Annotated in this window: 18 protein-coding genes; 11 read left to right on the forward strand and 7 right to left on the reverse strand. The window is 53.7% G+C overall.

All coding sequences use genetic code 11. From position 1 onward, the window contains the following. Positions 1-30: 30 nt before the first annotated feature. The 3 genes from I5L79_RS21495 to I5L79_RS21505 form a co-directional block, all read right to left on the reverse strand. Positions 31-1,305: a sensor histidine kinase gene (locus tag I5L79_RS21495; RefSeq protein WP_196957148.1), complete on the reverse strand. Its 1,275-nt coding sequence runs from the start codon at positions 1,303-1,305 to the stop codon at positions 31-33. Then, the gene (locus tag I5L79_RS21500) at positions 1,302-1,979 is read right to left on the reverse strand and encodes a response regulator transcription factor (protein ID WP_196957149.1); all 678 of its coding nucleotides are present in this window, start codon (positions 1,977-1,979) and stop codon (positions 1,302-1,304) included. The genes I5L79_RS21495 and I5L79_RS21500 overlap by 4 nt, the downstream gene beginning before the upstream one ends. Before the next feature lie 95 nt (positions 1,980-2,074). After that, positions 2,075-2,674: a recombinase family protein gene (locus tag I5L79_RS21505; protein ID WP_394368820.1), complete on the reverse strand. Its 600-nt coding sequence runs from the start codon at positions 2,672-2,674 to the stop codon at positions 2,075-2,077. 168 nt (positions 2,675-2,842) lie between these two features. Here I5L79_RS21505 and I5L79_RS21510 point away from each other — a divergent pair, with 168 nt between their 5' ends. From I5L79_RS21510 to I5L79_RS21520, 3 genes are all read left to right on the forward strand, one after another. Beyond that, positions 2,843-3,574: a S41 family peptidase gene (locus I5L79_RS21510; RefSeq protein ID WP_317191401.1), complete on the forward strand. Its 732-nt coding sequence runs from the start codon at positions 2,843-2,845 to the stop codon at positions 3,572-3,574. An 89-nt stretch (positions 3,575-3,663) separates the two neighbouring features. Next, the gene (locus I5L79_RS21515) at positions 3,664-4,953 is read left to right on the forward strand and encodes a hypothetical protein (RefSeq protein WP_196957151.1); all 1,290 of its coding nucleotides are present in this window, start codon (positions 3,664-3,666) and stop codon (positions 4,951-4,953) included. A gap of 698 nt (positions 4,954-5,651) precedes the next feature. Next, the gene (locus I5L79_RS21520) at positions 5,652-5,903 is read left to right on the forward strand and encodes an SMI1/KNR4 family protein (protein ID WP_196957152.1); all 252 of its coding nucleotides are present in this window, start codon (positions 5,652-5,654) and stop codon (positions 5,901-5,903) included. 137 nt (positions 5,904-6,040) lie between these two features. Here I5L79_RS21520 and I5L79_RS21525 read toward each other — a convergent pair whose 3' ends face one another. Beyond that, a complete protein-coding gene (locus I5L79_RS21525) occupies positions 6,041-6,508 on the reverse strand; it encodes a hypothetical protein (RefSeq protein ID WP_196957153.1) in 468 nt (155 codons plus the stop codon). A 232-nt stretch (positions 6,509-6,740) separates the two neighbouring features. Between I5L79_RS21525 and I5L79_RS21530 the strand changes: the two genes are divergently transcribed. The 5 genes from I5L79_RS21530 (at position 6,741) to I5L79_RS21550 (ending at position 11,542) form a co-directional block, all read left to right on the forward strand. After that, complete coding sequence (locus I5L79_RS21530; RefSeq protein ID WP_196957154.1) at positions 6,741-7,505, forward strand: ParA family protein; 765 nt, start codon at positions 6,741-6,743, stop codon at positions 7,503-7,505. Next, positions 7,502-7,870 carry a hypothetical protein gene (locus I5L79_RS21535; RefSeq protein ID WP_196957155.1) on the forward strand — a complete coding sequence of 123 codons (369 nt, stop codon included), beginning with the start codon at positions 7,502-7,504 and terminating at the stop codon, positions 7,868-7,870. Before I5L79_RS21530 ends, I5L79_RS21535 begins: the two co-directional genes overlap by 4 nt. Positions 7,871-8,178: 308 nt before the next feature. Further along, positions 8,179-9,360 (forward strand): replication initiation protein, encoded by a 1,182-nt coding sequence (locus I5L79_RS21540; protein WP_196957156.1) that lies wholly within the window; start codon positions 8,179-8,181, stop codon positions 9,358-9,360. 1,055 nt (positions 9,361-10,415) lie between these two features. Further along, a complete protein-coding gene (locus I5L79_RS21545; RefSeq protein WP_196957157.1) occupies positions 10,416-10,871 on the forward strand; it encodes a hypothetical protein in 456 nt (151 codons plus the stop codon). Positions 10,872-11,122: 251 nt separating this feature from the next. Next, entirely contained in the window at positions 11,123-11,542 is a 420-nt protein-coding gene (locus I5L79_RS21550) for a hypothetical protein (protein WP_196957158.1), read from the forward strand. A 482-nt stretch (positions 11,543-12,024) separates the two neighbouring features. Here I5L79_RS21550 and I5L79_RS23415 read toward each other — a convergent pair whose 3' ends face one another. Continuing rightward, positions 12,025-12,249, reverse strand: coding sequence for a hypothetical protein (locus I5L79_RS23415; protein WP_231403256.1), 225 nt, complete (start codon positions 12,247-12,249; stop codon positions 12,025-12,027). Here I5L79_RS23415 and I5L79_RS23845 point away from each other — a divergent pair, their 5' ends adjacent. Together I5L79_RS23845 and I5L79_RS21560 are read left to right on the forward strand one after the other, a co-directional pair. Next, positions 12,250-12,819, forward strand: coding sequence for an OmpA family protein (locus I5L79_RS23845; protein ID WP_394368821.1), 570 nt, complete (start codon positions 12,250-12,252; stop codon positions 12,817-12,819). A 258-nt stretch (positions 12,820-13,077) separates the two neighbouring features. Continuing rightward, positions 13,078-14,118 (forward strand): RtcB family protein, encoded by a 1,041-nt coding sequence (locus I5L79_RS21560; RefSeq protein WP_196957160.1) that lies wholly within the window; start codon positions 13,078-13,080, stop codon positions 14,116-14,118. Between the two features lie 356 nt (positions 14,119-14,474). Here I5L79_RS21560 and I5L79_RS21565 read toward each other — a convergent pair whose 3' ends face one another. After that, a complete protein-coding gene (locus I5L79_RS21565) occupies positions 14,475-17,261 on the reverse strand; it encodes a gliding motility-associated C-terminal domain-containing protein (RefSeq protein ID WP_231403257.1) in 2,787 nt (928 codons plus the stop codon). Between the two features lie 258 nt (positions 17,262-17,519). Next, positions 17,520-17,609, reverse strand: a complete 90-nt coding sequence (locus tag I5L79_RS23420; protein ID WP_231403258.1) for a transposase — start codon at positions 17,607-17,609, stop codon at positions 17,520-17,522. 979 nt (positions 17,610-18,588) lie between these two features. On the opposite strand from I5L79_RS23420, the gene I5L79_RS21570 reads away from it, so the two are divergent. After that, on the forward strand, positions 18,589-22,287 hold the full coding sequence (locus I5L79_RS21570; protein ID WP_196957162.1) for a hypothetical protein: 3,699 nt from the start codon (positions 18,589-18,591) through the stop codon (positions 22,285-22,287). Positions 22,288-22,368 lie beyond the last annotated feature (81 nt).

Raw genomic sequence — 22,368 nt, forward strand, 5'->3', positions numbered from 1 at the left:
AGGGCCAATTCTGTGCACATTCTGTAGTTGTCAGGGCCGGCTAGCCGCCGGCCCAAACCGGACGCGCAGCGTATGCCGCGGCGGGTCCGGGGCGTACGCATACGTCACGGTAAAGCCATAGAAGGCTGTGATGCTCTGCACGATGGACAAACCCAGACCGGGCGACTCGGACGCGGCGTTCTGCTTGCGGAACCGCTCGAAAAACTGGGCGGGCTCCTGCTGCGCCGCCAGGGCCGGGCCGGCATTGGTGATCATCAGCTCGGTGGCGCTTAATTGCACCCGCAGCAGCCCGCCCGGCTGGTTGTGGCGGATGGCGTTGTGCAGCAGGTTGCTGAGCAACGAATCCACCAGGGCCGGGTGCATCAGCAGTACCGGCTCGGCGCTGATTTGCACGTCCAGCTGCAGGTCTTTCTGCTGCACGAATTCTTCCAGCTGGCCTAGTTTTTCGCGCAGCAGCCCGGCCAGCGGCAGCGGCTGGGCGGCGGCAAACTGCTGGTTCTCGATTTTGCTGAGCAGCGTCAGGCCCTGGTGCAGGCGGGCCAGCCGCTGCACGGCTGCGTACAGGTCGCCCACCAAGGGGCCGGCCGGCGCGGGCAGATCGGGCAGCTGCAGCAGCTGTTCCAGCTTAGCCTGCATGATGGCCAGCGGAGTGCGGGTTTCGTGGGCCGCGTTTTCGGTGAACTCCTTAAGCGTGGCGTAGTCGGCCGCGACCCGCTTGCTCAGCTGGGTGATCGTATGGTTGAGTTGGGCAAACTCCTCGATGCGGGTGACGGGCAGCTGCAGGACCTGGTGCTGACGTATATCATAGCCCTGCAGCTGGTGCAGGGTCTGCTCAAACGGGGCCCAGAGGCGGTGGGTCAGCCAGCGGTTGAGCAGCACCACGCCCAGCAGCAGCGTGCCCAGCACACCCACCAGCAGCAACAAAATCAGGCGCTGCACTTCGTAGGTTTCCAGCAGGGCTTTGCTCAGCGACACCCACTGGGTTTGCCCATTGAGCTGCATCCGGAACGTGAGCTGACGGTAGGGCTCCAGCTCGTTTTCCAGGGGTTCCAGCAGCAGGGTGTCGCGCAGGCCTTCCGGCTGGGGCTTTACGCTGAGCTGCATGCGGCCCTCGAACGGGGTGCCGGGCAGGCGGCCGGTGCGCTGCACCTGCGCGCGCAGGTAGTCGCGCTGCTGAAACAGGCGCTCTTCTACCTCGCTTTGCAGTGTCCAGCGCACGCCATAGTACAGCAGTACGCTGCCCACGGTGAAGAGTACGGTGGCCAGCAGCAGGTAGTAGCGGTTGGTGGCGGCCAGCAGCTTCATTCCGCGCTGAACTTATAGCCCACCCCGTACACGGAGCGGATGTAGTCCCCGGCTCCTTTCTCCTGCAGCTTACGCCGCAGGTTCTTCAGGTGGGTGTAGAGAAAGTCGAAGGAGTCGGCCGCATCGGCTGCGTCGCCCCAGACGTGCTCGGCAATGGACTCTTTGGTCAGCACGCGGCCGGGATGGGTGAGCAGATACAGCAGCAAGTCAAATTCCTTGCGCGTGAGAATGACCGGCTCGCTATTGACCAGCACCTGGGCTTGGTCGGGAAACACGGTTAGCTCCTGAAACAGCAGGTGGCGCTGCCCCTGAAACTGCCGCCGCCGGATAATAGCCTTCAGCCGGGCACTCAGCTCCGAGAGGTGAAACGGCTTGGCCAGGTAATCATCAGCCCCCAACTCCAGGCCCAGTACCTTATCATCGAGCGCGCCCCGGGCCGAGATAATGAGTACGCCGGCCGGGGAGCGGTCGGCTTTGAGCGTGCGTACCACGTCCAGCCCGTTGCCGTCGGGCAGCGTCAAATCCAGCAGCACGCAGTCGTACTGGTAGAGCTTGATTTTCTCGTGGGCCTGCTCGTAGTTGGCCGCAGCCTCCACTACATAGCCGTCCTGGCGCAGATACTCCATCAAGGAGGTACGCAGAGCGGGCTCGTCTTCTACAATCAGCAGCTTCACGGGAGAGCAGGGTTAGGAACAGCGGAAAGGTAGCCGGCAATTCTGAAGACTTTCTGACGGCAGCCGCCACGAGCAGGCACCCGGCAATGCGGCAACTACGCCGTTTGCTGCGCTTTTCCGCCGGTTGCCACGCCCAGGTAAGCCAGGTAGCGGTAGATAGTGGCCCGGCCTACCCCCAGCAATTGGCCGATTTCCGCCACCGTCTTGTCCTGCTGCAGGTAGAGCGTTTTGGCCGCCTGGGCTTTGGAGAGCGCTTCATTGGACAGTCCCTTGGGCCGCCCGCCCTGTCGTCCCCGGGCCCGGGCTGCTGTCAGGCCCGCTTTGGTGCGTTCACGGATGATGTCGCGCTCAAACTCGGCCAGCGAGGCAAACATATTAAACATGAGCCGGCCCTGGGCCGTGGTCGTGTCCAGATGGTCCTGCAGGCTGACGAAGTGCACCCCCTGCTCTTGAAACCCGGTCACTAAGGTGACCAAGTCTTTGAGCGAGCGGCCCAGCCGGTCGAGTTTCCAGACCACGAGTGTATCACCGGGCCGCAGCCGGGTCAGCAGGTGCTGCAGGGCTGGGCGCTCTTTCACGGACGACACTTTTTCCTGGGCCACCTCCACGCAGCCATAGGCCTGCAAGGCATCAGTCTGCAGGTGCAGGTGCTGATCGGAGGTACTCACGCGGGCATAGCCGAAAATCATCGCCATTATTCTCAAGAAGTCAATGTGGGCGAAGATAGCGAGTCGTTGATTGGTGAGAACAGCAAATGAGACAATCTTTGGGGGCTTTTCGGGGCGCGAATCGGCCGCGGCGGGTGGGCCGCTAAAACGGCCGTTTCGCGAGACACTCCGCCGGCGCAAAATTCAGGTAGGCTAGTGTTGGCCCGGACGAATTTGCTTAGCGTTGTTTTCGGTTCTTACTCTAGTGGTACCCCGGACACTACGTTTTATTATGCCGACCCGGCGAAGACGGATGGTTTAACGCTTTCCATGCCCCTCTATATTCTGACCAGTAAAAAGACCTTTTCCGCTGCGGAAGACTTTAGCTATGCCATGCAGCAGGCGAAGCGCGCCACCATCGTAGGAGAAGTTACCGGGGGAGGCGCGCATCCAACCATGCCTTTTTCAGTTGGTCAGGGCTTTGTCGTGCATATCCCCTTTGCCCGCTCCCTAAATCCTATTACCAATACTGACTGGGAAGGAACGGGAGTACAACCGAACGTTGAAGTGGAAGCTTCAAAAGCCCTTATAAAAGCCCAAGAGCTTATATTCAGAGAGCGTCAGGCAACCGCCAAAACAGATAAGGACAAACAAAAGCTGACGTATTTGATCAACGCCGTCCATGTGAATGGGAACCTTGGTACACTCCCTTTAGATCAATTTGACCAATTCGCCGGGACATATGGTCCCCTGGTCATCTACCGGGAGGGAAACAAACTTTTATGTAGTTTCTCGGGTAATAAAACTGAGCTGGCACATATAGCTAATAACCTTTTTGTCTTGGACGGGAATGCGCAGATTGAATTCGTGAAGGACAGCAAAGGCCTCTATTCAAAGGCCCGATTATTTGTTCAGAATGGAGAAGTATTTGAAGAGTTGAGAAAGTAGCGTGGGACTAAGGATAGAAGGACTCTTCTCAGGAAGCGAAAAAAATAGTACGTGATTGCTTAGCCATACTTTACTGCCACTAGGCGCCGATGACCATTATAAGAACGCTCAAAAAGTCTTTTATCCATTCTGTCCGACGGGGAACGGGCCGTGCCGACCTGATTGCGGAGGCAAATCCTGAAATTGATTTCTCCGCCGATATCATTGACGCAGCGCTGAAGAATTACGCTTATGATGGGCAAGCGGAGCCCAGCCGGGCTCACTATCTCTATCAACTCTACCGCCTATCATCCCAGCAAAAGCGGATTCGGCGGGCTGTGCTGAACGCATTAGCGCAGGAACGAGAAGATACGTGGACCCTAACCCAGTTATATGAGCTAGCGTTGCGCTTCGCGCAAGACGGCGACCAAGGCGCCCGCAGGGCCATGTACCGCCGGTTTTTGCGTAACCCCATCCATGGTTCTGATTGGGTGGGTGCGGACGAAATTATGGAACTGGATGGCTGGGAAGGGCTAAAATATATTGCCCGCACGTTCGGCCAAGCCTTGGCCAAGAATCCAGCTGGCTGGCAGGATGATGACCTTATCCGATCTTTTCAGCAGCAGCACCCGGCCATCAATGTCTGGCAGGAACTGCACCAGCTGGCCGAGCAGGACGAGGATGTGCGCCGCTATGTGCAAAATATTGAGGCAACCCTGGCGCACCATGCGACCCTGCAACGGCCACGCACGCAGCTAGCCACCTTAGAAGAGATCCTGTGCGCACCCCGTGCGGGCTATAGGCGCTTCGCCTTGCAGAAACGCGGTTTAGAGCCTAATGAATTGCGCCAGTTAGCTGAGCGGTTCGTGCGGGAGAAAAACAACGCCGTGCGAGAGAACCTGCTGTACGTGTTTACCCTTTTTCCCTTTCCGCTATCCTACGAGCCCATCCTAGCGCTAGCGCAGCAGAAACCCAGCAGCAAAAACCGGCTCACGGAGTTTGCTACCTATGCATTAAGACACCTGAAGGGGCCTGCAATCAGAGAATTTGCCTTGCAACGGTTGTTGGGTACGACCCGGCCCAGTGTGTACACCGACTTGCTGATCAGCAATTACCAGGAAGGGGACGCCGCGCTGCTGACAACGTTGGTCTCTCGTTTCCACCAGGAGCATACGATCGAGGCCTTGGCCTGCAGCTACACAGAAATCTACCAAGCGAATAAAACACCTGAGTGCGCGGCGCCCCTACTGGCTCTGTACCACAAAATGACCTGTGGCCTTCACCGACATACCGTGGTACAACTCCTGCTAGAGAGCCAGGTGCTGCCCGCATGGCTGAACGAAGAGTTGCCCTACGATAGCTATGCAGGAACGCGCTTGCTACACCAGCCACCTCTGTGACGTTTAATTAGCAAACCTATTTCCACAAGGCCTGTCCGAGAAGTAAAGCTTATGTTAATGGACAGAACCCGCTAGAGCAGAGGCTTTCTGAATCCTATTTGCTTTCACGCAAGACCGCATGGCCCTGCTCATAACAGAGGGCAGCTGGGCTGCAACGCCTCCAAGATTATTTCCTACTGTTACGCTTTGTTAGGGTTGTACCCAAAGCGTATCGCTGAATACTGGATCACTCGGTGCGCGCTGCGAACGGAAGACATAGTAACGATCTGTGGTCTGCAGAATATGTGTAGTTAACGGCGTCGTCTTGCGAAGCTGTTGAATCGAATCTGGATAAGGGATAGTAGAACTCACTAGCCGTACTTGGTAAGTGCACTCATTCAGCCAATGTACCGCTAGCACAGATCGGCCGCCCGTTGGCTGCTCTACCTCCACCTGCAGCGTATCGGTTCGGGTAATCAGATAGGACCACCTCGTTTTTCCACCTTGAGGCCGGAACACAAATGTTCCGTTTCTGAACGCTTGGCAGTTCGCGGTTGCATGTATGGCAGGTGGCGGCGTTGCACACCCCGCCGCCAGGCAAGAACAAGTCACGAGAAGAAGGGCGAGCAACTGCTGCATGAGACGTAAGAACAAAACGTAAAGTACGCGCCCCTTGCTAAAATACCCCCCTAAGGTAGTTATCTTCCGTCACTGCCCCCTTGCCCGATGATACCTGCATACCTGCCGAGGAGTTTACCCAACAAGCAGCAACCCTCAAACAGCTCTTAGCAGCCAATGCCGATGCGGTTGATTTTGCTGACTTTGGCGAGGGATATACTGGAGACGAGATCTGCGCTGCTGAACAGGCGCTAGGCATCTGCTTTCCTCCCTCCTACCGCTGGTGGCTGAAGAACTATGGGGGCGGGACGATTGGGGGGATGAAATCTATAGCCTGTACAAAAGGCCCTTGAAGCCAGGTGTGTTCTATTCAGATGATGTGGTGATTCAGAATGGCCTTCTTATAGTAGTGAGGAAATAAAATTGATCTAAGCTCCATCCAGTATTCCAAATGCCTACTTAGTAAGATGTCGGGAGTGAAACGGGATGTTTATACGCGTAAAAATTCTTGCATCTGCGCCGGCATTGGGTAACTGCCCTGAAGCCGACGAATCAGAACGACCTCGCCAAGGTGAAAGGACAAGTGCAGTGCGACCTCCTGTAACAGTAAGCGCTGTTCATGGCTCCCCTGTGCTTTATCGCGCACGTCAGTGGCGTGGGTTGCCCACTGGGTAAGTTGCTGCTTGAACTGCGCTACGGCGGCTTGTACTGCCTCTTGACTGGGTGGTATGCGCTCTGTTCTCCAGCTCCCCTCTTCGTTGAATGAATCGGCTCGTGTGCTTTCGTGCCATTGAGCTAACTGATGCGCTTGCCAAGCAAGTAAGTGCTGTAAAATTTGCCAAACACTGGCTGGAAATGCCTGCTGTCCCGCACTGCTACTAATTACTGTCAAGTCATCGAAGGCCTTGAACGTGTCAAAGGTATGCTCAAACAAGTGACTATTGTTGGCTGGAATCATGAGCAGTAGTTGGCCTATCTGACAATTTGAGTGCTAGATCGATGTAATGGTGGATATACACAAGTATTCACTAAGTAATTGACTCTTACATACTCACAGTATACAACAAATACACTACACACAATGTATGTATTACATGTAATAGGTGCTATGCGTGTAGAATATGTGTTATATGTACAGTGTGTTTTAAATACAATGTGTACTATTGCTGTAAACTAACGGCACGCTTCCTATGAAGACACTATGCTTTGCTAACCACAAAGGTGGGGTAGGCAAGACGACCTCTACGCTGAGCGTAGGTCAAGTACTAGCAAGTAAAGGATCGCGCGTTTTGCTGATTGATAGTGACTCGCAGACGAATCTTTCCATGTCCTTCGACCGCCAGAGCAACCGGCATTTGGGAGAGTTGCTGGAGAGTGACGGCAAAGTCTCGATTACTGAACTGATAGAACAAGTAGGGGAGGGGCTTCATCTCGTTGCCGCCTCGCCTCGGCTGCAGATGGTCGAGAAGTTGATGGCTGGTAGCTCCGGATTGGAGTTTGTGCTACGGGAAGGCCTGGAGACGATAGAGGACCAATTCGATTACTGCTTGATCGATACGCCACCATCACTGGGCGGTATCACCTACTCTGCTCTTATTGCTGCAGATGCTGTCTTCGTTCCTATGCAACCGGAGTACTTTGGCTACAACGGGCTCACTTCGTTGCTGCAGGCCTGCGTACGCGTTCGGAAGCATTACAATCAAAAGTTGAAGGTCGGAGGTATTTTCTTCACCAAGTATTCCCCTACCTACCGCTCATCCATGCACCACCAGTATGTCGAGCTCATCAATCAGGATGAGCAGTTAGCTCCCTTGGTAATGGATGTAAGCATCCGGCAGAATACCAAGCTAGGGGAGGCGCAAGCAATGCATGAGTCCATTCTTGCCTACGCCCCCGATAGCAACGGAGCGCTCGACTACGTGTCTTTAACCGATGAAATCCTTGCCCGACTATGAGCAGCACTTCCAAGCGCGATTTTACCGCTAAAACAGCCCGCCCTGTACTGGATGCCAATTCTCTCTACGGACTGGACGAGCTACCACTTGCTAATACACCAGCCAAAGCTCCGGTAGCTGAAGCAACTGTAGTACCCAGCCCTGAGGCATCTGGTCAGGACTGGGTCCAGTTTAGTTCCTACTTACGCCGGCAGACTTACTTGCGCTTGAAACAGGCCGAGTACTGGGAGCCGGGCTTCGTCGTCCGGCATCGTATTGAACAAGTGGTTAGCGAACTGTTGGATAGCCTAGAAGGCGCCAATCGGGCTTTACCGGAGGATGAGTACCAGAAGCTGTTGCAGAAGAACAAGAAGTTGAAGCCATGACAAGTATAAAAAAGCATAAAAACCGCGATTTTGAAGCGGAAATGGACTTTTTTGAACTTCCTGAATCAACCTATCTGCTACAAAAAAGACGTTCAAAAAAGCTCTACTAGTCTTTTTTTTATTACTAAACTTATAGAGTATTATAGGTGCCATAACTACTTGACGGACAGCGTCCCCAGAGGGGCATCTACTACAAAAAAGACGTTATCTGCTACAAAAAAGACGTTGTGCTGCTACACAATAGCCGTATATCTACTACACAATAGCCGTTTCCACAGCCTTTCTGCTACAAAAAAGACGTTGCTGACATGGACGCCACCCCGGATAAGCGAGTAGCCCAGCATAACGCGCTGATCAATGCCCGGTTCAGTTTTGTGCCTTTACAGATGCGGTTATTCGTTTCGCTTCTGTCACGCATTGATTTTGAAGATGTTGATTTCAAAGAGCACTTCATTCCGCTGGATGAGTTGGTCTTTGAGCGCCGCGGCGGATCTGCGTATGAGCAGGTAGATGAGATGTGTAAGGGTCTTGCTTCCTTTACCCTATACATTGAGGAATTGGAAGAGAAGACTCGTAAGCGCCGGCGTAAGCCCAGCTACACGTATATTCCATTGATGGCCGAGGCGGGCTACCGGGCAGACTTAGGTGGGGTGGTGGCCAGCTTCAACCCGAAGATTATGCCTTACCTGCTGCAGCTGCGAGAATGTGGCAACTTCACCACGGCTGACATGCAGCAGGTGCTCAAGCTGAAGAGCCCTCAGTCACTACGCATCTATTGGCTGCTGAAAGAGTATGCCGGCTTCGGCCGTCGTACGATCAGTGTAGAGGATCTACGGTTTGTACTGGGCATTGAAGAGCATGAGTACCCTCGGTTCTCTAACTTCAAGGCACGAGTGCTGGATAAGGCACAAAGTGAGATTGCCGAGACTGACATTCCCTTCACGTATGAGCTGGAACGGGAAGGCAAAACGGTTGCCCGGATCAAGTTCCTATTCGAGCAGTTGGCGGCATCTGCTACAAAAAAGACGTTGCCCGGCGCGGCCGAGTGGGCAGACGCTCTGCTGCAGATTGGGGTAAGCCAGCGCAGCATTGCTACCATCGCTCATCAGCTAGAAAACGATGAGTACGATGTGGGATACATCGGCTTTGTGGTGCGCATCGTCGAAGGACAGTTTCGGAAGGGCAAGATCAAAAAGCCCGCGGGGGCTATCTACAAAGCCCTGGTCGAGAAGTACCTGCTAGAGGACTATAAACAGGCGGCCAAGCCGCGCGTGGGTTCCAAGAAGGAGGTTGTCCCAGCAAGTGAGTCGCAGGCGACCGTGGCCTTTCGCTTAAGCGAAGTGCAAGCGATGTACGACAACCCGGGGCCCTATGCCCACCGGCAGAAACGGGCGGATACCTTTGAGCAACATCTAGAGCAGGTCTACCTCAAAGACGGCTTCACGCTCGAAGATCGGCTAGGGGAGGCCTGGCTCGTCAAGTACACCTGAGCCACCCACAGCAACCAAGTACCTGTCTGCAGCAAGCGTGGTCAGAGGACGACAGCGGGCGGGGCGGGCAGGAGTTCAAGTACTACTTGAAGTGAATACCCCTACCAGGTGCTGTCAACGCCTAAGCGACTGGCTATGCAGGAACCCCTGCTTAACCGGTATTTATAGCGAAATAATGCAATACAGAAGATAGGCCATTTTTGCCCCGCCTGTACAGCCCATTTTTCCTGGTGACAGCCTGTTTTTTCTGTGGGTAAGCGGGGCGTATGGCTCCCGCATAGCCTGACCTGCTTGTCTCGCTTGCCGCGCCACAACTACTGACGTTGGTTAAGCGAGGTAGCATCACCCATGTGCAGGTCTTTTTAAGCCACAAACCGGGCGTTTAACGCGGACTGGCTGTGAAAAGCATATGTGTCCGCCCCGCTGTAAGGCCTCCGCTTAGGGAGACGCGCCTGCTTGGGCTAAGCGCGACATTTCTTATGCGCTTTTATGTGTGCGACAGAGCGTACGACAGGCCGTAGCGGGCTGGGAAAAAGCCGCGTCTTTCTTCCGGCTCAACACCACGCAAAAAGCCAGTAAAAGAACGGGATATTTTCTTCGCTAGATGCTATTCACGAGCAGCGAACACCGCCCTAAGGGAAAAGCGCCTCTTTCCCGCTAGTACTACCGGGCAGTGGTCTGCTAGGGGTTCTTCTTCCAAACGGGCGGATTTACACGCTAAGGGTGTTGTTAAACAAATAGGGGTAATGCAATCGAGAGAGAGCAGCGAAAACGAACAGTAAGGCTACTATTTTGCCTGCGTTCCAAGCAAAACAGTGTTCATCAAGGTACTAACCATTGAAACCGCGTGGTTGTCCTGACGAGTCGGAGGTGTTGCCCTATTTGTTTAACAACACCCTATGCTATGGCCTCAGGCGCTTCTTGCCCCGGCCCGTACCAAACCCGCACAATCTACACTAATTATATCCAACTTAGCGCAAATTTACGCTAAGTTGGATATAATTAGTGTAGATTGTGCGGGTTAATGGCCTGTTTTCTGTTTCTATTCCTGGTTCATGCCTTTCGTCCCCCGCCCGCCCATTCCTACGGTCTGCGCCCATTGCCAGAACGTCTTTGAGTCCCGCCACCTACGCCGTAAGTACTGCTGTAATTCCTGCAACGTGCTCGCGGCCCAGGCCCGCAAGAAGGTCGGGGCTTCCTCCGGGGGGGAGTCCGCCTCGCCCGCCGTCGAGTTTGCCTTGCCCGCGCGGTTCATTGCCGCCGTAGGCCCCGTACAGCCCGTGGGGTCGTACTTTTTGCTCATGTCCGACGAACGCTCTTTTGAGGCAGCGGCTACCGTGCGGGCGCACCGCTTTCAGGCCGCGCAGGCCGTGGCCTGGCTGACGAGCACTCAGGAGTACTTCCCCCGCCGAGATTTCGCCGTCGACACCCAGGGCACGGTCTGGCTCGAGGCCTACGGGTTCGCCGACCGCTGGTTCCCGGTCGTCACCATCGAGGGATTGGAAGCTTAGGCACCGGCTTCGGGGACGTCGAGCAAGCCACCGGCCGCGGCGAGCCGTCGAAAAACAGCGCCGGCCCTCTCGGGCAAACGGGACTGTAGGGCAGATAGGATAACTGGACGTATCGGACGAATTACTCACTTCTGATGAGGCAAATTGCCTTCTCATTAGGGCTAGTGCGAGGACCGATTCCCAAGTAAAAAACGACTACATAGTTAGCAGCGCTTAGGCGCGATTGCTTACCTCCTTTATACTTTATCGCCATGATCAAAAGCTTCTTCTTCGCTGGTTGCGGCCTGCTGCTAACTGCTTCGTGCAGTGAGGGCGATGGGGCCAATGGAGTCTATCAAGGTGTACCCCTCGTTTCCAGCGCCGGGGATACCCTTTACATCAAAGCCTACAATTGGGGGTTAACAGGTGACCATCAGATCTCCACCATCAGCGACACGAACGTCCCGATCGGATGGGATGACCAGCAGCGGCCGGAGATGGTCAAAGGCCTGGATCCGTTTTTGTATCGCTTTGCCCACGATACGCTGACCGTGTATACACGTGCGCCACTTCCTGCCTTTGCCATTCACTGCCCCTCGATCGTGGTACAGTATCAACTCGTGAAGAATCATCAGTACATGGGCTTGTATGAACAACTTAGCAAGCAGACCTACTATCGTGTACCTCGATAGTAGCTTATCCGATTGCCCTACCCAAGGGCTTGGTCTGTTGGTAATACGACTGTAGAAGGTAGATTTAGGGGCTTAAGCAAATAGGATTTTAACGACCGTGAAGCAGTCCATATTTTTCTACACCTTACTAGGTTTTGTCGCTTAACGTAAGAACAGATCTCAGACCGACCTGGGAATCAGTGCAGTTTTAACCTCCCTGCGAGGCCGGCCGCTAGCGTGGTACTTTCCCATGGACTTCCCTGATGTTGCAGTAGCCTGCTGGTGCTATAGATTCTCAATAAGGTATACCTTGTGATGTTGGTACAATACGTGGTAAAGCTGTGCTACCTACTCGACGAATGAAAGCGCTATTCAGAGGCGATGCTGTGCGCCACATTGAGGCAACGGGTCGCACAGGACAGCACGTTGCCCTCTTGCTCTGTGTCGGCTTCCTTGGGTGCCGTGCTTCCCAACCGATGCCCTCGCGACTCATGACGATGTCGTCAGCCGTCAGCCAGCAGGAGCGAAGCCAACTGCTGCAGGGGCATGTCGTTAGCATACACGACAGCGTAAGCGGGCTGCCAGGCGTCGAGCTTATTTTCCGCCAGATCGGCGTGGACTCGCTGACCCGGTCCTGGCGCGTCCTTACCCAAGAAGACGGCGACTTTCGGGTCGCGTTGCCTGCTGGCGGGCGCTACCAAGTTGAGGTAAGTTGTGAGACGCGTCACGTGGCAACAGTCAACCTGGAGCTACTGGCTACCAGAGAAGATTCGAGCGCGGTAACGCATACCTTTTACGTCCCATGCCGCGCCCCCGACCTGATTCAGGATGAGGCGCCCCGTCTGTATTTCGCTGCCGGTCAGGCCACCTTGTCCTCGACGTCGGTGCAGACCTTAGGCGTGATGGTGCGCATCCTGCGGGCCACACCCCGCTTGGCAGTATGCCTGGAAGGACACGCTGATGCGCAGGAGGCTCGTGCGGGACACCCTAATCCGGCCCAATACCTGCAGCGCTTGGGACTGCTCCGCGCGCAGGCGGCTTCTGATTATTTGCACCAGCAGGGCATCGCCGCAAGCCGACTGTCGGTGCGTAGTGTTAGCAACCAGCAGCCCTTGGTCCCCGACAGTGTAACCGAGTACCGGACGTTGAATCAATGCGTCGTGTTCAAGGCCATCATAGCACCGCCACTGGTAGAGGTGAGTTCTCCACAAGAAAAGCGGGTGCCCGCACCGCCCGCTGCTCCCCACCACAGACCCAGTACCCTGCCGCCTACCCGTTCTCGGGTTAATGGGCAGTAACTAGCCGTTTCCGAAAAAGGGCTGCGGCCCCTCCGAGGGAGGCATGAAGGGTCGCATGGCTTGGCCTGCACCTCCCCACCCGAAGCGGGCATGAAACGGGTACAACAGTCGTCGGTTTCAATGGGGCACCACTGGACTAAAACCAGCAACTTGTTGCTATCTTTGTGCGAGCCTACGCTAAGGCTCTCCTTGCGCGCATTTCATGCGGCTGCTACCCGACGCGCGCCCTTTCTCATTTATTCTCCGAAAGAAGACCCCGTGAAAACCGTCTACTTTACGGATCGTAGCGGCGTGGAGCAGCACGCGCTACAGTCCCTCCTCGCCTTCGAGGAAAAAGAAACCATCGGCCGCATCGCCGTTTTTCCCGATATCCATTACTGCGCTGAGCGTGCCATCCCCGTCGGGGTGGCCTTCCACACCACAGACGTCTTTTATCCACTGGTGACGGGCAAGGACATGGGCTGTGGCGTGGCCTACTTACGCTTGCCCCAGCAAGATGTGTTGCGCCCCTTTGACAAAGCCCGGCACTACCGGGCACTGGAGCGGGAGGTACACACCATGACAGATGAGGGCTTGGGTGGCGGCAACCATTTCCTCTCGCTGGAGGCATCGGCGGACTACTTCTACCTGATCGTGCACACCGGCAGCCGCAACCTGGGCGTGTACATGTATCAGGAAAACCTGCGCTTGCTCCAGCAGCATAACCCGGGGCAGGAGTGGCTGCCGCTTGCACTTGCCACGCCGGAATACCGGCGCGAGTATGCACGCGTGCTGGCCTACGCGGCCAGCCGCCGGCAAGAGTTCCTGCAGAAGACGTACGCGTTCCTACAGCGCAACGGCTACGTTCGGGCGGGGGCACCGGTCTATGCCGACAGCTGCCACAACCTGCTCGAATTCACCAGTGAGGGCGTGATCCACCGCAAGGGCAGTACGCAGCTCACGGCCGACCACGAGGTAGTGATTCCGCTTTCCATGAGCCGGGGCTCGCTGATCGTCAAGCCCAACTGCTGGCATCCCGCGCTTGCCCAAGCCCTGTGGAGTTGCGCGCATGGGGCGGGGCGGCGCTACAGCCGCACGGATACGCTCAAGTACTGGCATTCGCTGAAACGAGCGGACAAGGAAGCTTACCGCCAACGCTTCCCAGAGTTGCTCCAGCGGCAGGGGGAGTTTGATAGCAGCATTCTGCAGGAGTTCGACTTTGCCTATAAGGACGCCACGGCCTTATTGGAAACGCAGCCGCACCTGGTGCGCTGCGACGAGACGGAGCCCATTGTCACCGTAAAGTTTACGGGCGTTTAGCAAAAGTCTGGCAGCTGATGGGTACATATCCCACAACCTGACAACACCTTGTTGTCAGGTTGTGGGATATGTACCCATGAGTGTTTATAACATTCTATAAACGCTCCATTGCAGCTTGATATTTATTTCATCATTCATGTGTTAGAGTAGTAGATCTATTACCCAGTGGCAATATACCTGCACAGTAGGGGAGGGGAGGAGTGGTTATTGTATATCTGCTGAGCTTGCAATGCGATTTATGCGGCAGGTAGTCGTGAAATTATATCCATCCGTTAGCATTAGTTTGGGGCCACGTTTCCGATACTCCTCAGTTATAGCATATCATTCCTTGCAGCTGCCATTGCTGCACTAACCTTTCAATAGGCAATAGTAACATAGCCTTTGAACTGGGGTCGATTGACGAAGTCAATCAGGTAGAAATAGACCCCGCCGGGCAGGCCCCCGCCGTTCCAGGCAAAGCCCCGGTCGGTGGAGGCGTACACCTGCTTGCCCCATCGGTTGAACACCTTGATGGAGGCAAAGCGCTGGGCACAGATATCGGCCGGCAGCATGGGCAGCGTGAACACCTCATTCTGCCCGTCGTGGTTGGGCGTGAAGATGTTGGGCGGCACAAACGCCTGCGGCGCGGGGTCCGCTACCACGAAGCGTACCGTTTGCTGCCGCGGCTGCGGCTGGCATCCGGCTTCCTGCACCTCGAAGACCACCTCATACCCCTCCGGGAAAGCCTCGGCGCAGCGCGCGTCCCAGCGGAAAGTACCTGCTGCTTGCCCGGTTCCGTTCTGGGCCGTGAAGTGCATCCCGGCTGTGGCCAGATCGAAGCCCACCCCGTGGGCGGTGAGCGTGAGTGGGTCCTGGTCCAGGTCTAGCCCTGTGAGCGTAGCTTCCAGCGTGGTGCCGGGCAGCTGCCGGAGCAGCAACGGGGCCGGGGCTGCCGCAAACAGGGAGGAGGAAAGGGTGGGCGGACTGTTCGTGTCCTCAATCTGCACGGGCATGCGCAGACCCGCCGTTTTTACCTCCCCGCACGGCACGTCGGTGGCCGTGAATTCGAATTCGTACAAGGACTTGCCGGCCACCGGGCAGGGCACCTGCCAGCTAAAGTGGCCCTGCTGCTGCGCCCCATGGGCCTGCTGCGTGAGCTGCGCCCCCACATCATCAGGCGAAAAACCCTGGCCGGTCCAGGTGAGCGTGACGGCGTTGCTATCCGGGTCAACGGCCAGCAGATCAAAGGAAAGTAGCTGACCGGGGCGGACCCGCAGCGGCTCCGGGCCCGCCGTAGACGTCAGTACCGGGGGCGCATTGCCCCGAATGATTTGGATCGGCACGGTGACCGTATCGAGTATATTTCGGTCACAAAATGTGGAACCAGCGAAAAACACAAAGTTGTATAAGACGCTGTCCTGCTCAGGACAAGGTACGGGCCAGCGGAAAGTGCCCTCACTGCGGCCTGCTCGCCGCTCCCATAGTAGCTCAGCCCCTAGGTTTTCTGGAATAAATGCCTCATCCTTGCCTCGCACCGCCAAGCTCACGGTATCCTGGTCGGCATCGGTGCCCACCACTTGGAAGGAGAGCACCTGGCCCGGGTGCACGATCAACGGGCGGGTGGTGGGCGCCGTGGTCATCACCTTCGGCGGCACGTTACTATCATCAATGTCGATAACTACCTCGACGCGGGCTGTTTCCGGTCGTTCGCAGTACGTAGTGGTGGCCTCGAAGATGAAAGCGTAGCGTTTGTAGTAGCGGTCCGGGCAAGGCACCCGCCAGCGGAAGGTACCCTTTACTTGCCCCTTGCCCGGCGTCTGGGTTAGCTCGGCTTTACGCCAGTCGGCATCAAAGTCCTTGCCTCGCATGGTGAGCGTCACGGCATCCCCATCAGGGTCAGTGGCCAGCAGGTCGAAGGTGACCCAGGTGCCGGCGCGCACCTTTAGAGGTTGTTTGGCCGTGGTCGTGAGCGTGGGCGGGGCGTTAGGTGGGCCCGTGCCGATAAAAGCAATCCGCACCGTGTCGCGCTTGGGCAGGCTGCAGCCATTGTCGGCCACCACCACATCCAGCAGGTACACTTTCCCCTGCGTGTCGATGCACTCGGCAAAGCACAGCTGGGAGGCTAACGTGTCGGGCTGGCCGGGCGTGCGCACAGTGCCTTGCTTCAAGCTCAGGGTCGGCAGGCCCCCAATAAAGTTGACCGGGTGCAACGAGAGGGTAAGGCGGGAGGCCGCGTCGGGGTCGGTGAAGCGCAGGGGCACGCAGCGGTCCTGGCCGGGCTGCAGGCGCAGCGTGTCACGGCCGGGCGCGTAGGGGCGGGTCTGGCCGGGCAGGCGCGCCGTCAGGCTTGGCTGCTGGTTGTCGGGGCAGCTGATGACTTTGAGCTGAAAGTCGCGGCGCACTTCCCCGATTTTCACCCCGTCACGGTACTCCGAGCAACGGATGCTGAAGACAAACAGGCCGAGCTGGGAAGGCCGTACTTGCAGGCGGCCCGTCTGCCGGTCGATGTTCAGAGCGGGGTTGCCGGGAATCTGCTGCTCAGTGCTGAAGCCGGGCAACCAGCGGATAAGGGAGTACGGCGCCGGGCCGGGTAGGCGCGGAATCGGGTCATCATAGGTAGCATGGCCATTAAGGGGCGTAGCCATTTCATAGACCAGCGAGTCGCCGTCGGGGTCGGTGCCGGCGAAATCGTAGTAGAACAGCTCCCCTTTGCAGGCATAGTCGCTCAGGGGCGGAAATACGCGGGGCGAGGAGTTGTAGAATGGCTCCCCGTCGCGCACAATAGCCGGAAACTCCAGGTAAAAGGTCTGGCCAGCGTTGCCGGGTTCCTCAATGTTGTTGATAGTACCGTTGCGGCAGCAGCGCTCCACCACCACGTAATATCCGGTCGGGTCTGTGTAGAATACTTCCTGTAATTCCAAAGAAGCATCATAGACTAGGTGGCGAGTGCGTAGCGAGGAGGCTTCGCAGGCCGGATTGGTGTAGGCGACAAAGGTGTCGCTGATACGGTGCAAATTGGCACTTTGAATAAAGCGGTTAGTGCGCTTGGAATAGATTGCCGCTGTCAGATCATAATCGTAGGCATCGGGGCTGCCGTTGATGTCGTCAAAGTAGAGGTTGAGCGTAAGCACATAATTATTGAAAACGCTATGGCGCAAGTCCATTTCTCCACCTACGATATGTGTGGCTTTAGCTGAATGAAACAGCAATAGCAATATAAATAAGCAGTATACTTTCCGTAAGTTCTTAGCTAAATTCTGTAGGCAATCGGTCATATGCACAATGACGTTCACGAGTTGCATTATACACTTTCCGTTCGGTGAGTCAGCCAAAACTAGCGGTCAGGCGGTTTGACGGAACTCGGTTGGAGGAATGAAATAGAGGTGCTGATGGAGCTGCAGGTAGCGGAAATTTTCGCGCACTTACTGCAAAGTGGCGAAAAGATAGTCGTTGAGCAACTCGGAGCGAAACGAGCCGTTGACGCGCTCCACGTAGGCCTTTTGCGTGGGCATAGCGGCATTCACTCAGTTCAGCACCACTCCTAGGGCGCTTCCTTAACCCTATAGTGCTAGGCTGATAAACTCTGGGCCACTATTGACATGCAGCCAGGCTAGTGGCCTGTCGCACTTGAGCAACTGCTCGAGCGAGCGCATGGCGCGGGCGCTAGACAAGTAAAAATCCAGCTCAATGCCGAGCACCTCATAGTTGCTGTTAGCCAGCTCGTTAAGCGTGCGGAAGCGTTGCCCGTCAGTTAGTGCGTCGATTATGCAATCCAGCGACCAGCATTGGTTCGGACTCGTAGGCACGGGAGCAGCTAGCACCAGCGCTGGCTCCTCAACTCCCTGCCCCTTTTTGCTTTGTCACAGCTTGCCTCTAGGCCGGGGCAATTACTTTTTTCACAATACTCTACCACTTCGCTTTCCAGGTTCCAGTCGGCTGCCAGTTGCTTGAGGCAGCAATACCTACCTGTAAGTAATTTACTTGTTGCAACTTAACAAGTTTCAGGTCTCCCTATTTCCTCTTATACTAGTAAATCGTGGGCCCACTGAAGCTGGGATATTGGCAAATCTGAGCGACAGTTTGGTCATAGTCTTGTTGCCATAGGATGCAGCTGCGCTTCAGGTGAAGCGGCTTTTTCATGGGGCAGTAGGGAAGGAATGAGAAGGAATGAGAAGATACCCCTTTCCTCTACTTTTCACTGCTCACCCAATAAGGAAGCCTAGGCGTATTTTACTCACCACCTTTTGTATATATGAAAGTATTCTTTCATCTTGCCCTAATCTTTCTAGTAGCTAGTCGCAGCTCGTTTTCATACTATGCAGCACGCTTTCTTATACAAGAAGTAAGCATAATACTTGATTAAGCCACTTTTGCTGTTTAATCAGGAAATACTAACGTACCGAATTGATTACCCGGCAAATGGGTATCACTCAGACTCTCTTCATCCATTAACTTTTATGTGCTGCCCTGCCTCACATGCAGCCTCATCTTATGCATAAGAATACCATCCTGTTGTTGTTGTTGCTGTTTGTGCTTTTTGGCCAGCTTAACGCACAAATCCCACAGAGTGTGCCGCCCGTCCAGAGTCCTACTGTTGCTAGCCTTGGGCTTTTTGGCGATGTTCCAGTCTCCCCTTTTACAGGGTTACCGTCTATCTCGGTACCATTATATACTATCCAGGAAGGAAATTTAACCGTTCCTATTGTATTAAGCTATCATGCTTCAGGATTCAGACCTGATATGCACCCGGGCTGGGTCGGCATGGGATGGTCTCTTGAAGCGGGGGGAACGATTACGCGTATTGTGCACGATCGAATTGATGAATACGCACTTCCAAAGGACCCGACTAACCCTGCTAATCTTGGTTTTTATTTTCAACATTCCATTCTAAATAATTCTACCTGGGAACAGGGATCATTTATCGAAAACACGCTCATAAAGGGATCATATTCTGCTGCTAACGATAAAAATCATATAAAAGATACCGAACCTGATGAATTTTCATTTAGTTGCCCCGGGTATACTGGGCAATTTTATTTAAATCATGAGGGAAAATGGCAGGTTAAATGCGATAGACCGGTTAAGGTAGAAGTGATTACAACCCCTAAGATGTTAATTTCTTCACCTTTTGCCTCTCTAGACAGTACAGAAAATCCATATCTTAAGTCTTTTATAGGCTTTGTTTTAACTGGCGATGATGGTACCCAATACCAGTTTGGCGGCACAAGAGATGCTATTGAGTATAGTACGGATTTTTTTCTTCAAGGCTATGGGCAGTCAAACATGACTGCTAATGCTTGGCAGTTAACGAAGATTACAGATACGAATGGCAACACAATTAACTTTACATATCAACGAGAAGCTGGAAATGGCCGTTTCATTAATCAGATGTATTATTCTGTTTACCAAGATATAGAAACCAAAGTAGCTCAAGCAGGTAGTGGAGTAGCGGATTTCTTTTTCATTACTAAATCTAATTGTGCTGGCTTTGAGAATACAAGTCAGAACAATGATGTAATAGCCTTTCAATCAGGGCAACTTATTTCACCTGTGTACTTAACTTCGATTTCTTGTACATCCTCAACGGTTACGTTTACGTCCTCACTAACTAGAGAGCTTCGCTATGATAATTATAGAGCATATAGTGAGCGGAAGAGAATTTTTGATTTGTATAGACCTCATGAATTATTTTTGCCTATGCTTGAAATTTCGTCAAATGCGTTAGACCGCTATCCGACAAGCTTGCAAAAGCTACAGTGGAAAAAACTTGATAATATTAGTGTTAATTATCAGGGAAAGTTTCTTAAGAGCTTCCAGTTAGAATATAGTGACCGACCAGGCAATGAAGTTAATGCAGAGAAACAACGGCTGACGCTTGAGGCTCTGAGGGAAAATGGGTATACTCCACAAAGTGGTTCCGTCACTAAACCTCCTTATCTCTTCGAGTATAATAGCCAAAGATTCACTGGTTATATTACTGACTATCTAGCTAATAGCAATGATCATTGGGGTTTTTTTAATGGTGTATATGCCTCTATTGATCATACTCAGGGAAGTGGTTATCTTACTACTTATCAACAACAGCGTGATGCCACAAACAGCCTAGCATTTGCCACGCTCGGGATGCTTACTAGAGTCACCTATCCAACGGGTGGCAGTACAGTATTCGAATACGAACAGCCAAGCTATAGTAAATGCCTGTATGAGGATCGGTCATTGGCACCTGAAGTCTTAACAACTGCTCGTACAGCTGGGGGTGTGCGTATTAAAAAGATCAAAAACTACGTGAGCCGTTGGGGTGAAGCTACCCAGGAAAAAGAATATTTCTACGTTACCGGTTACAAGAATAGTATTAACTCTACTGCGCTGCCTTCCAGTGGGGTACTTGGAGGAATGAGTCGCTACTACTATGACGATTATCGTAATTTTATTATAGGATATTCGACTAGCACTAATCCGGCCATTTATTCTAAACGCATATTTAGTTCCCAACCCGTTATTCCTGCCTCCAGCAATAAAGGCACCCATGTGGGCTACAGTGAAATAGTTGAGAAAAGAAGTGATGGTGGCTACACGAAGTACACCTACAGCAATTTTGATACTGGCGCGGCTTACCGCGATGAAGTGGCAGCGGCAAGTAGTACCCTGATGCCTCAGCGTACCCTCTATCAACCCTTTGCCTCTAACGAAGAAATGCGTGGCAAGCTTCTCAAGGAGGAATTATTTACTGCACAAGATGTGCGCGTGAAAGCACGCGAAATAGAGTACACGGCCCTTAATAAGCAGACAGATTATGTGCGTTCTGTACAAGCTGATGCCTTTACGGCTTGTCCTTCTACTACCACGGACGGCGTACAAGAAGGTACAGCCTACCGCTTGTATACGTACTCATACCTTCCTAGTCGTGAAACAGAAACGCTGTACGATATTTACGGAAAAAGCCCTGTAACCACAGTAAAGAACATACAATATAATTTATCTGGATATCGGCTAAAAATATCTGAGTCCGTAACGGATAGTAAAAATCAGACGCAGAGTACGACGTATCGCTACCCATTTGATTTAACTTTCCCCTCGGGGGTAACCCCCCCTACGCAGCCGCTGACAGATCCAGTTGCGAGCACTATCCGTGCGATGACAGCGAAAAATATAGTTGGGACGCCAATTGAAACCATCAACGTCCGAAATAATCAAATTATCGGGGTTTCCGTGCAGACATATCGCCTCGGTGGCTTAAATAATAGCTGCATTTTACCTTTTCAGGCCTTTCGCTTGGAAACGGATCAACCACTTAGTGCTTACACACCAACTACCTATGGAACAACCACTAGCAGTCCTCTAATTATCGGGGGGGGCAGCACCCAAATGCAGTTAAAATCTACTTGTACGCTCTATGATGCTAAGGGCAATTTAGTAGGACTATCCTATGAAGGTGGCCAGCAGACTAGTTATCTGTGGGGATATAACGCCACGCTACCTATTGCGAAAACGGAAAATGCAGCGCCCAATGAAACCTTCCATTGCAATTTCGAAGGCACTAAAGTAGCCGACAAGTGGGATGGCGCTCCGTTACGCTACGAAAGTACCCCGAGCGACGGGTCTATGGCCCGCAATACGGCACGAACTGGTTTATTAGCCGGGGCACTGTACACCACCACGCCACAACAGCATGAATATGCATTTGGTCCTTCCTTGACCATTGCCTCACGCCCCCGGAAATTCGTGGTTTCTGGCTGGGTATACAGTGCTGGCCCGGCAGCACAACTACTCCTTTTACTCAACAAGCCCAGCGCACAACGAGCTGATGGGACCGTAAATTATTACGAAGGTATGACGGCGTACAACTTGCCTGTTTACCTGCTTGAAACGAATGAAACGGCCAAGTGGGTGTATTTGGAAAAAGAGGTAGATATACCGGATGGCGTAACCTTATTAACTCTGCGCCTAGACAACCATTACAATGGGGCCAGTGTGCAGGGCGGCGGCGTCTGGTTTGATGATGTACGTGTCCATCCAGCTGATGCGCAGATGATAACCTATACTCACCGGCCTGGGGTAGGAGTAACGAGCATGTCAGACACCAATAATAAGCCAGTATTCTACGAATATGACGGGCTAAATCGCTTCTCCGTTGTAAAGGACCAAGAAGGCAATATTCTCAAAACGCTGGAATACAACTACCATCAATAGGAATTCGTGTTCTCCTCACAAATCCATTATATGAGAATATTATCTACGGTACATTACCTGCTCCAAGGTATGTTGGTTGCT

Origin of the sequence: Hymenobacter guriensis (assembly GCF_015773195.1) — a bacterium.
Lineage (GTDB): Bacteria > Bacteroidota > Bacteroidia > Cytophagales > Hymenobacteraceae > Hymenobacter > Hymenobacter guriensis.

What these genes read in the sequence shown, in the direction of transcription:
- I5L79_RS21515 (WP_196957151.1), top strand. Translation starts at nt 3,664, where the DNA reads ATGACCATTATAAGAACGCTCAAAAAGTCTTTTATCCATTCTGTCCGA.
- I5L79_RS21545 (WP_196957157.1), top strand. Translation starts at nt 10,416, where the DNA reads ATGCCTTTCGTCCCCCGCCCGCCCATTCCTACGGTCTGCGCCCATTGC.
- I5L79_RS21495 (WP_196957148.1), bottom strand. Translation starts at nt 1,305, where the DNA reads ATGAAGCTGCTGGCCGCCACCAACCGCTACTACCTGCTGCTGGCCACC.
- I5L79_RS21550 (WP_196957158.1), top strand. Translation starts at nt 11,123, where the DNA reads ATGATCAAAAGCTTCTTCTTCGCTGGTTGCGGCCTGCTGCTAACTGCT.
- I5L79_RS21565 (WP_231403257.1), bottom strand. Translation starts at nt 17,261, where the DNA reads ATGGACTTGCGCCATAGCGTTTTCAATAATTATGTGCTTACGCTCAAC.
- I5L79_RS21505 (WP_394368820.1), bottom strand. Translation starts at nt 2,674, where the DNA reads ATGGCGATGATTTTCGGCTATGCCCGCGTGAGTACCTCCGATCAGCAC.
- I5L79_RS21530 (WP_196957154.1), top strand. Translation starts at nt 6,741, where the DNA reads ATGAAGACACTATGCTTTGCTAACCACAAAGGTGGGGTAGGCAAGACG.
- I5L79_RS21540 (WP_196957156.1), top strand. Translation starts at nt 8,179, where the DNA reads ATGGACGCCACCCCGGATAAGCGAGTAGCCCAGCATAACGCGCTGATC.
- I5L79_RS21525 (WP_196957153.1), bottom strand. Translation starts at nt 6,508, where the DNA reads ATGATTCCAGCCAACAATAGTCACTTGTTTGAGCATACCTTTGACACG.
- I5L79_RS23420 (WP_231403258.1), bottom strand. Translation starts at nt 17,609, where the DNA reads ATGCCCACGCAAAAGGCCTACGTGGAGCGCGTCAACGGCTCGTTTCGC.
- I5L79_RS21570 (WP_196957162.1), top strand. Translation starts at nt 18,589, where the DNA reads ATGCATAAGAATACCATCCTGTTGTTGTTGTTGCTGTTTGTGCTTTTT.
- I5L79_RS21535 (WP_196957155.1), top strand. Translation starts at nt 7,502, where the DNA reads ATGAGCAGCACTTCCAAGCGCGATTTTACCGCTAAAACAGCCCGCCCT.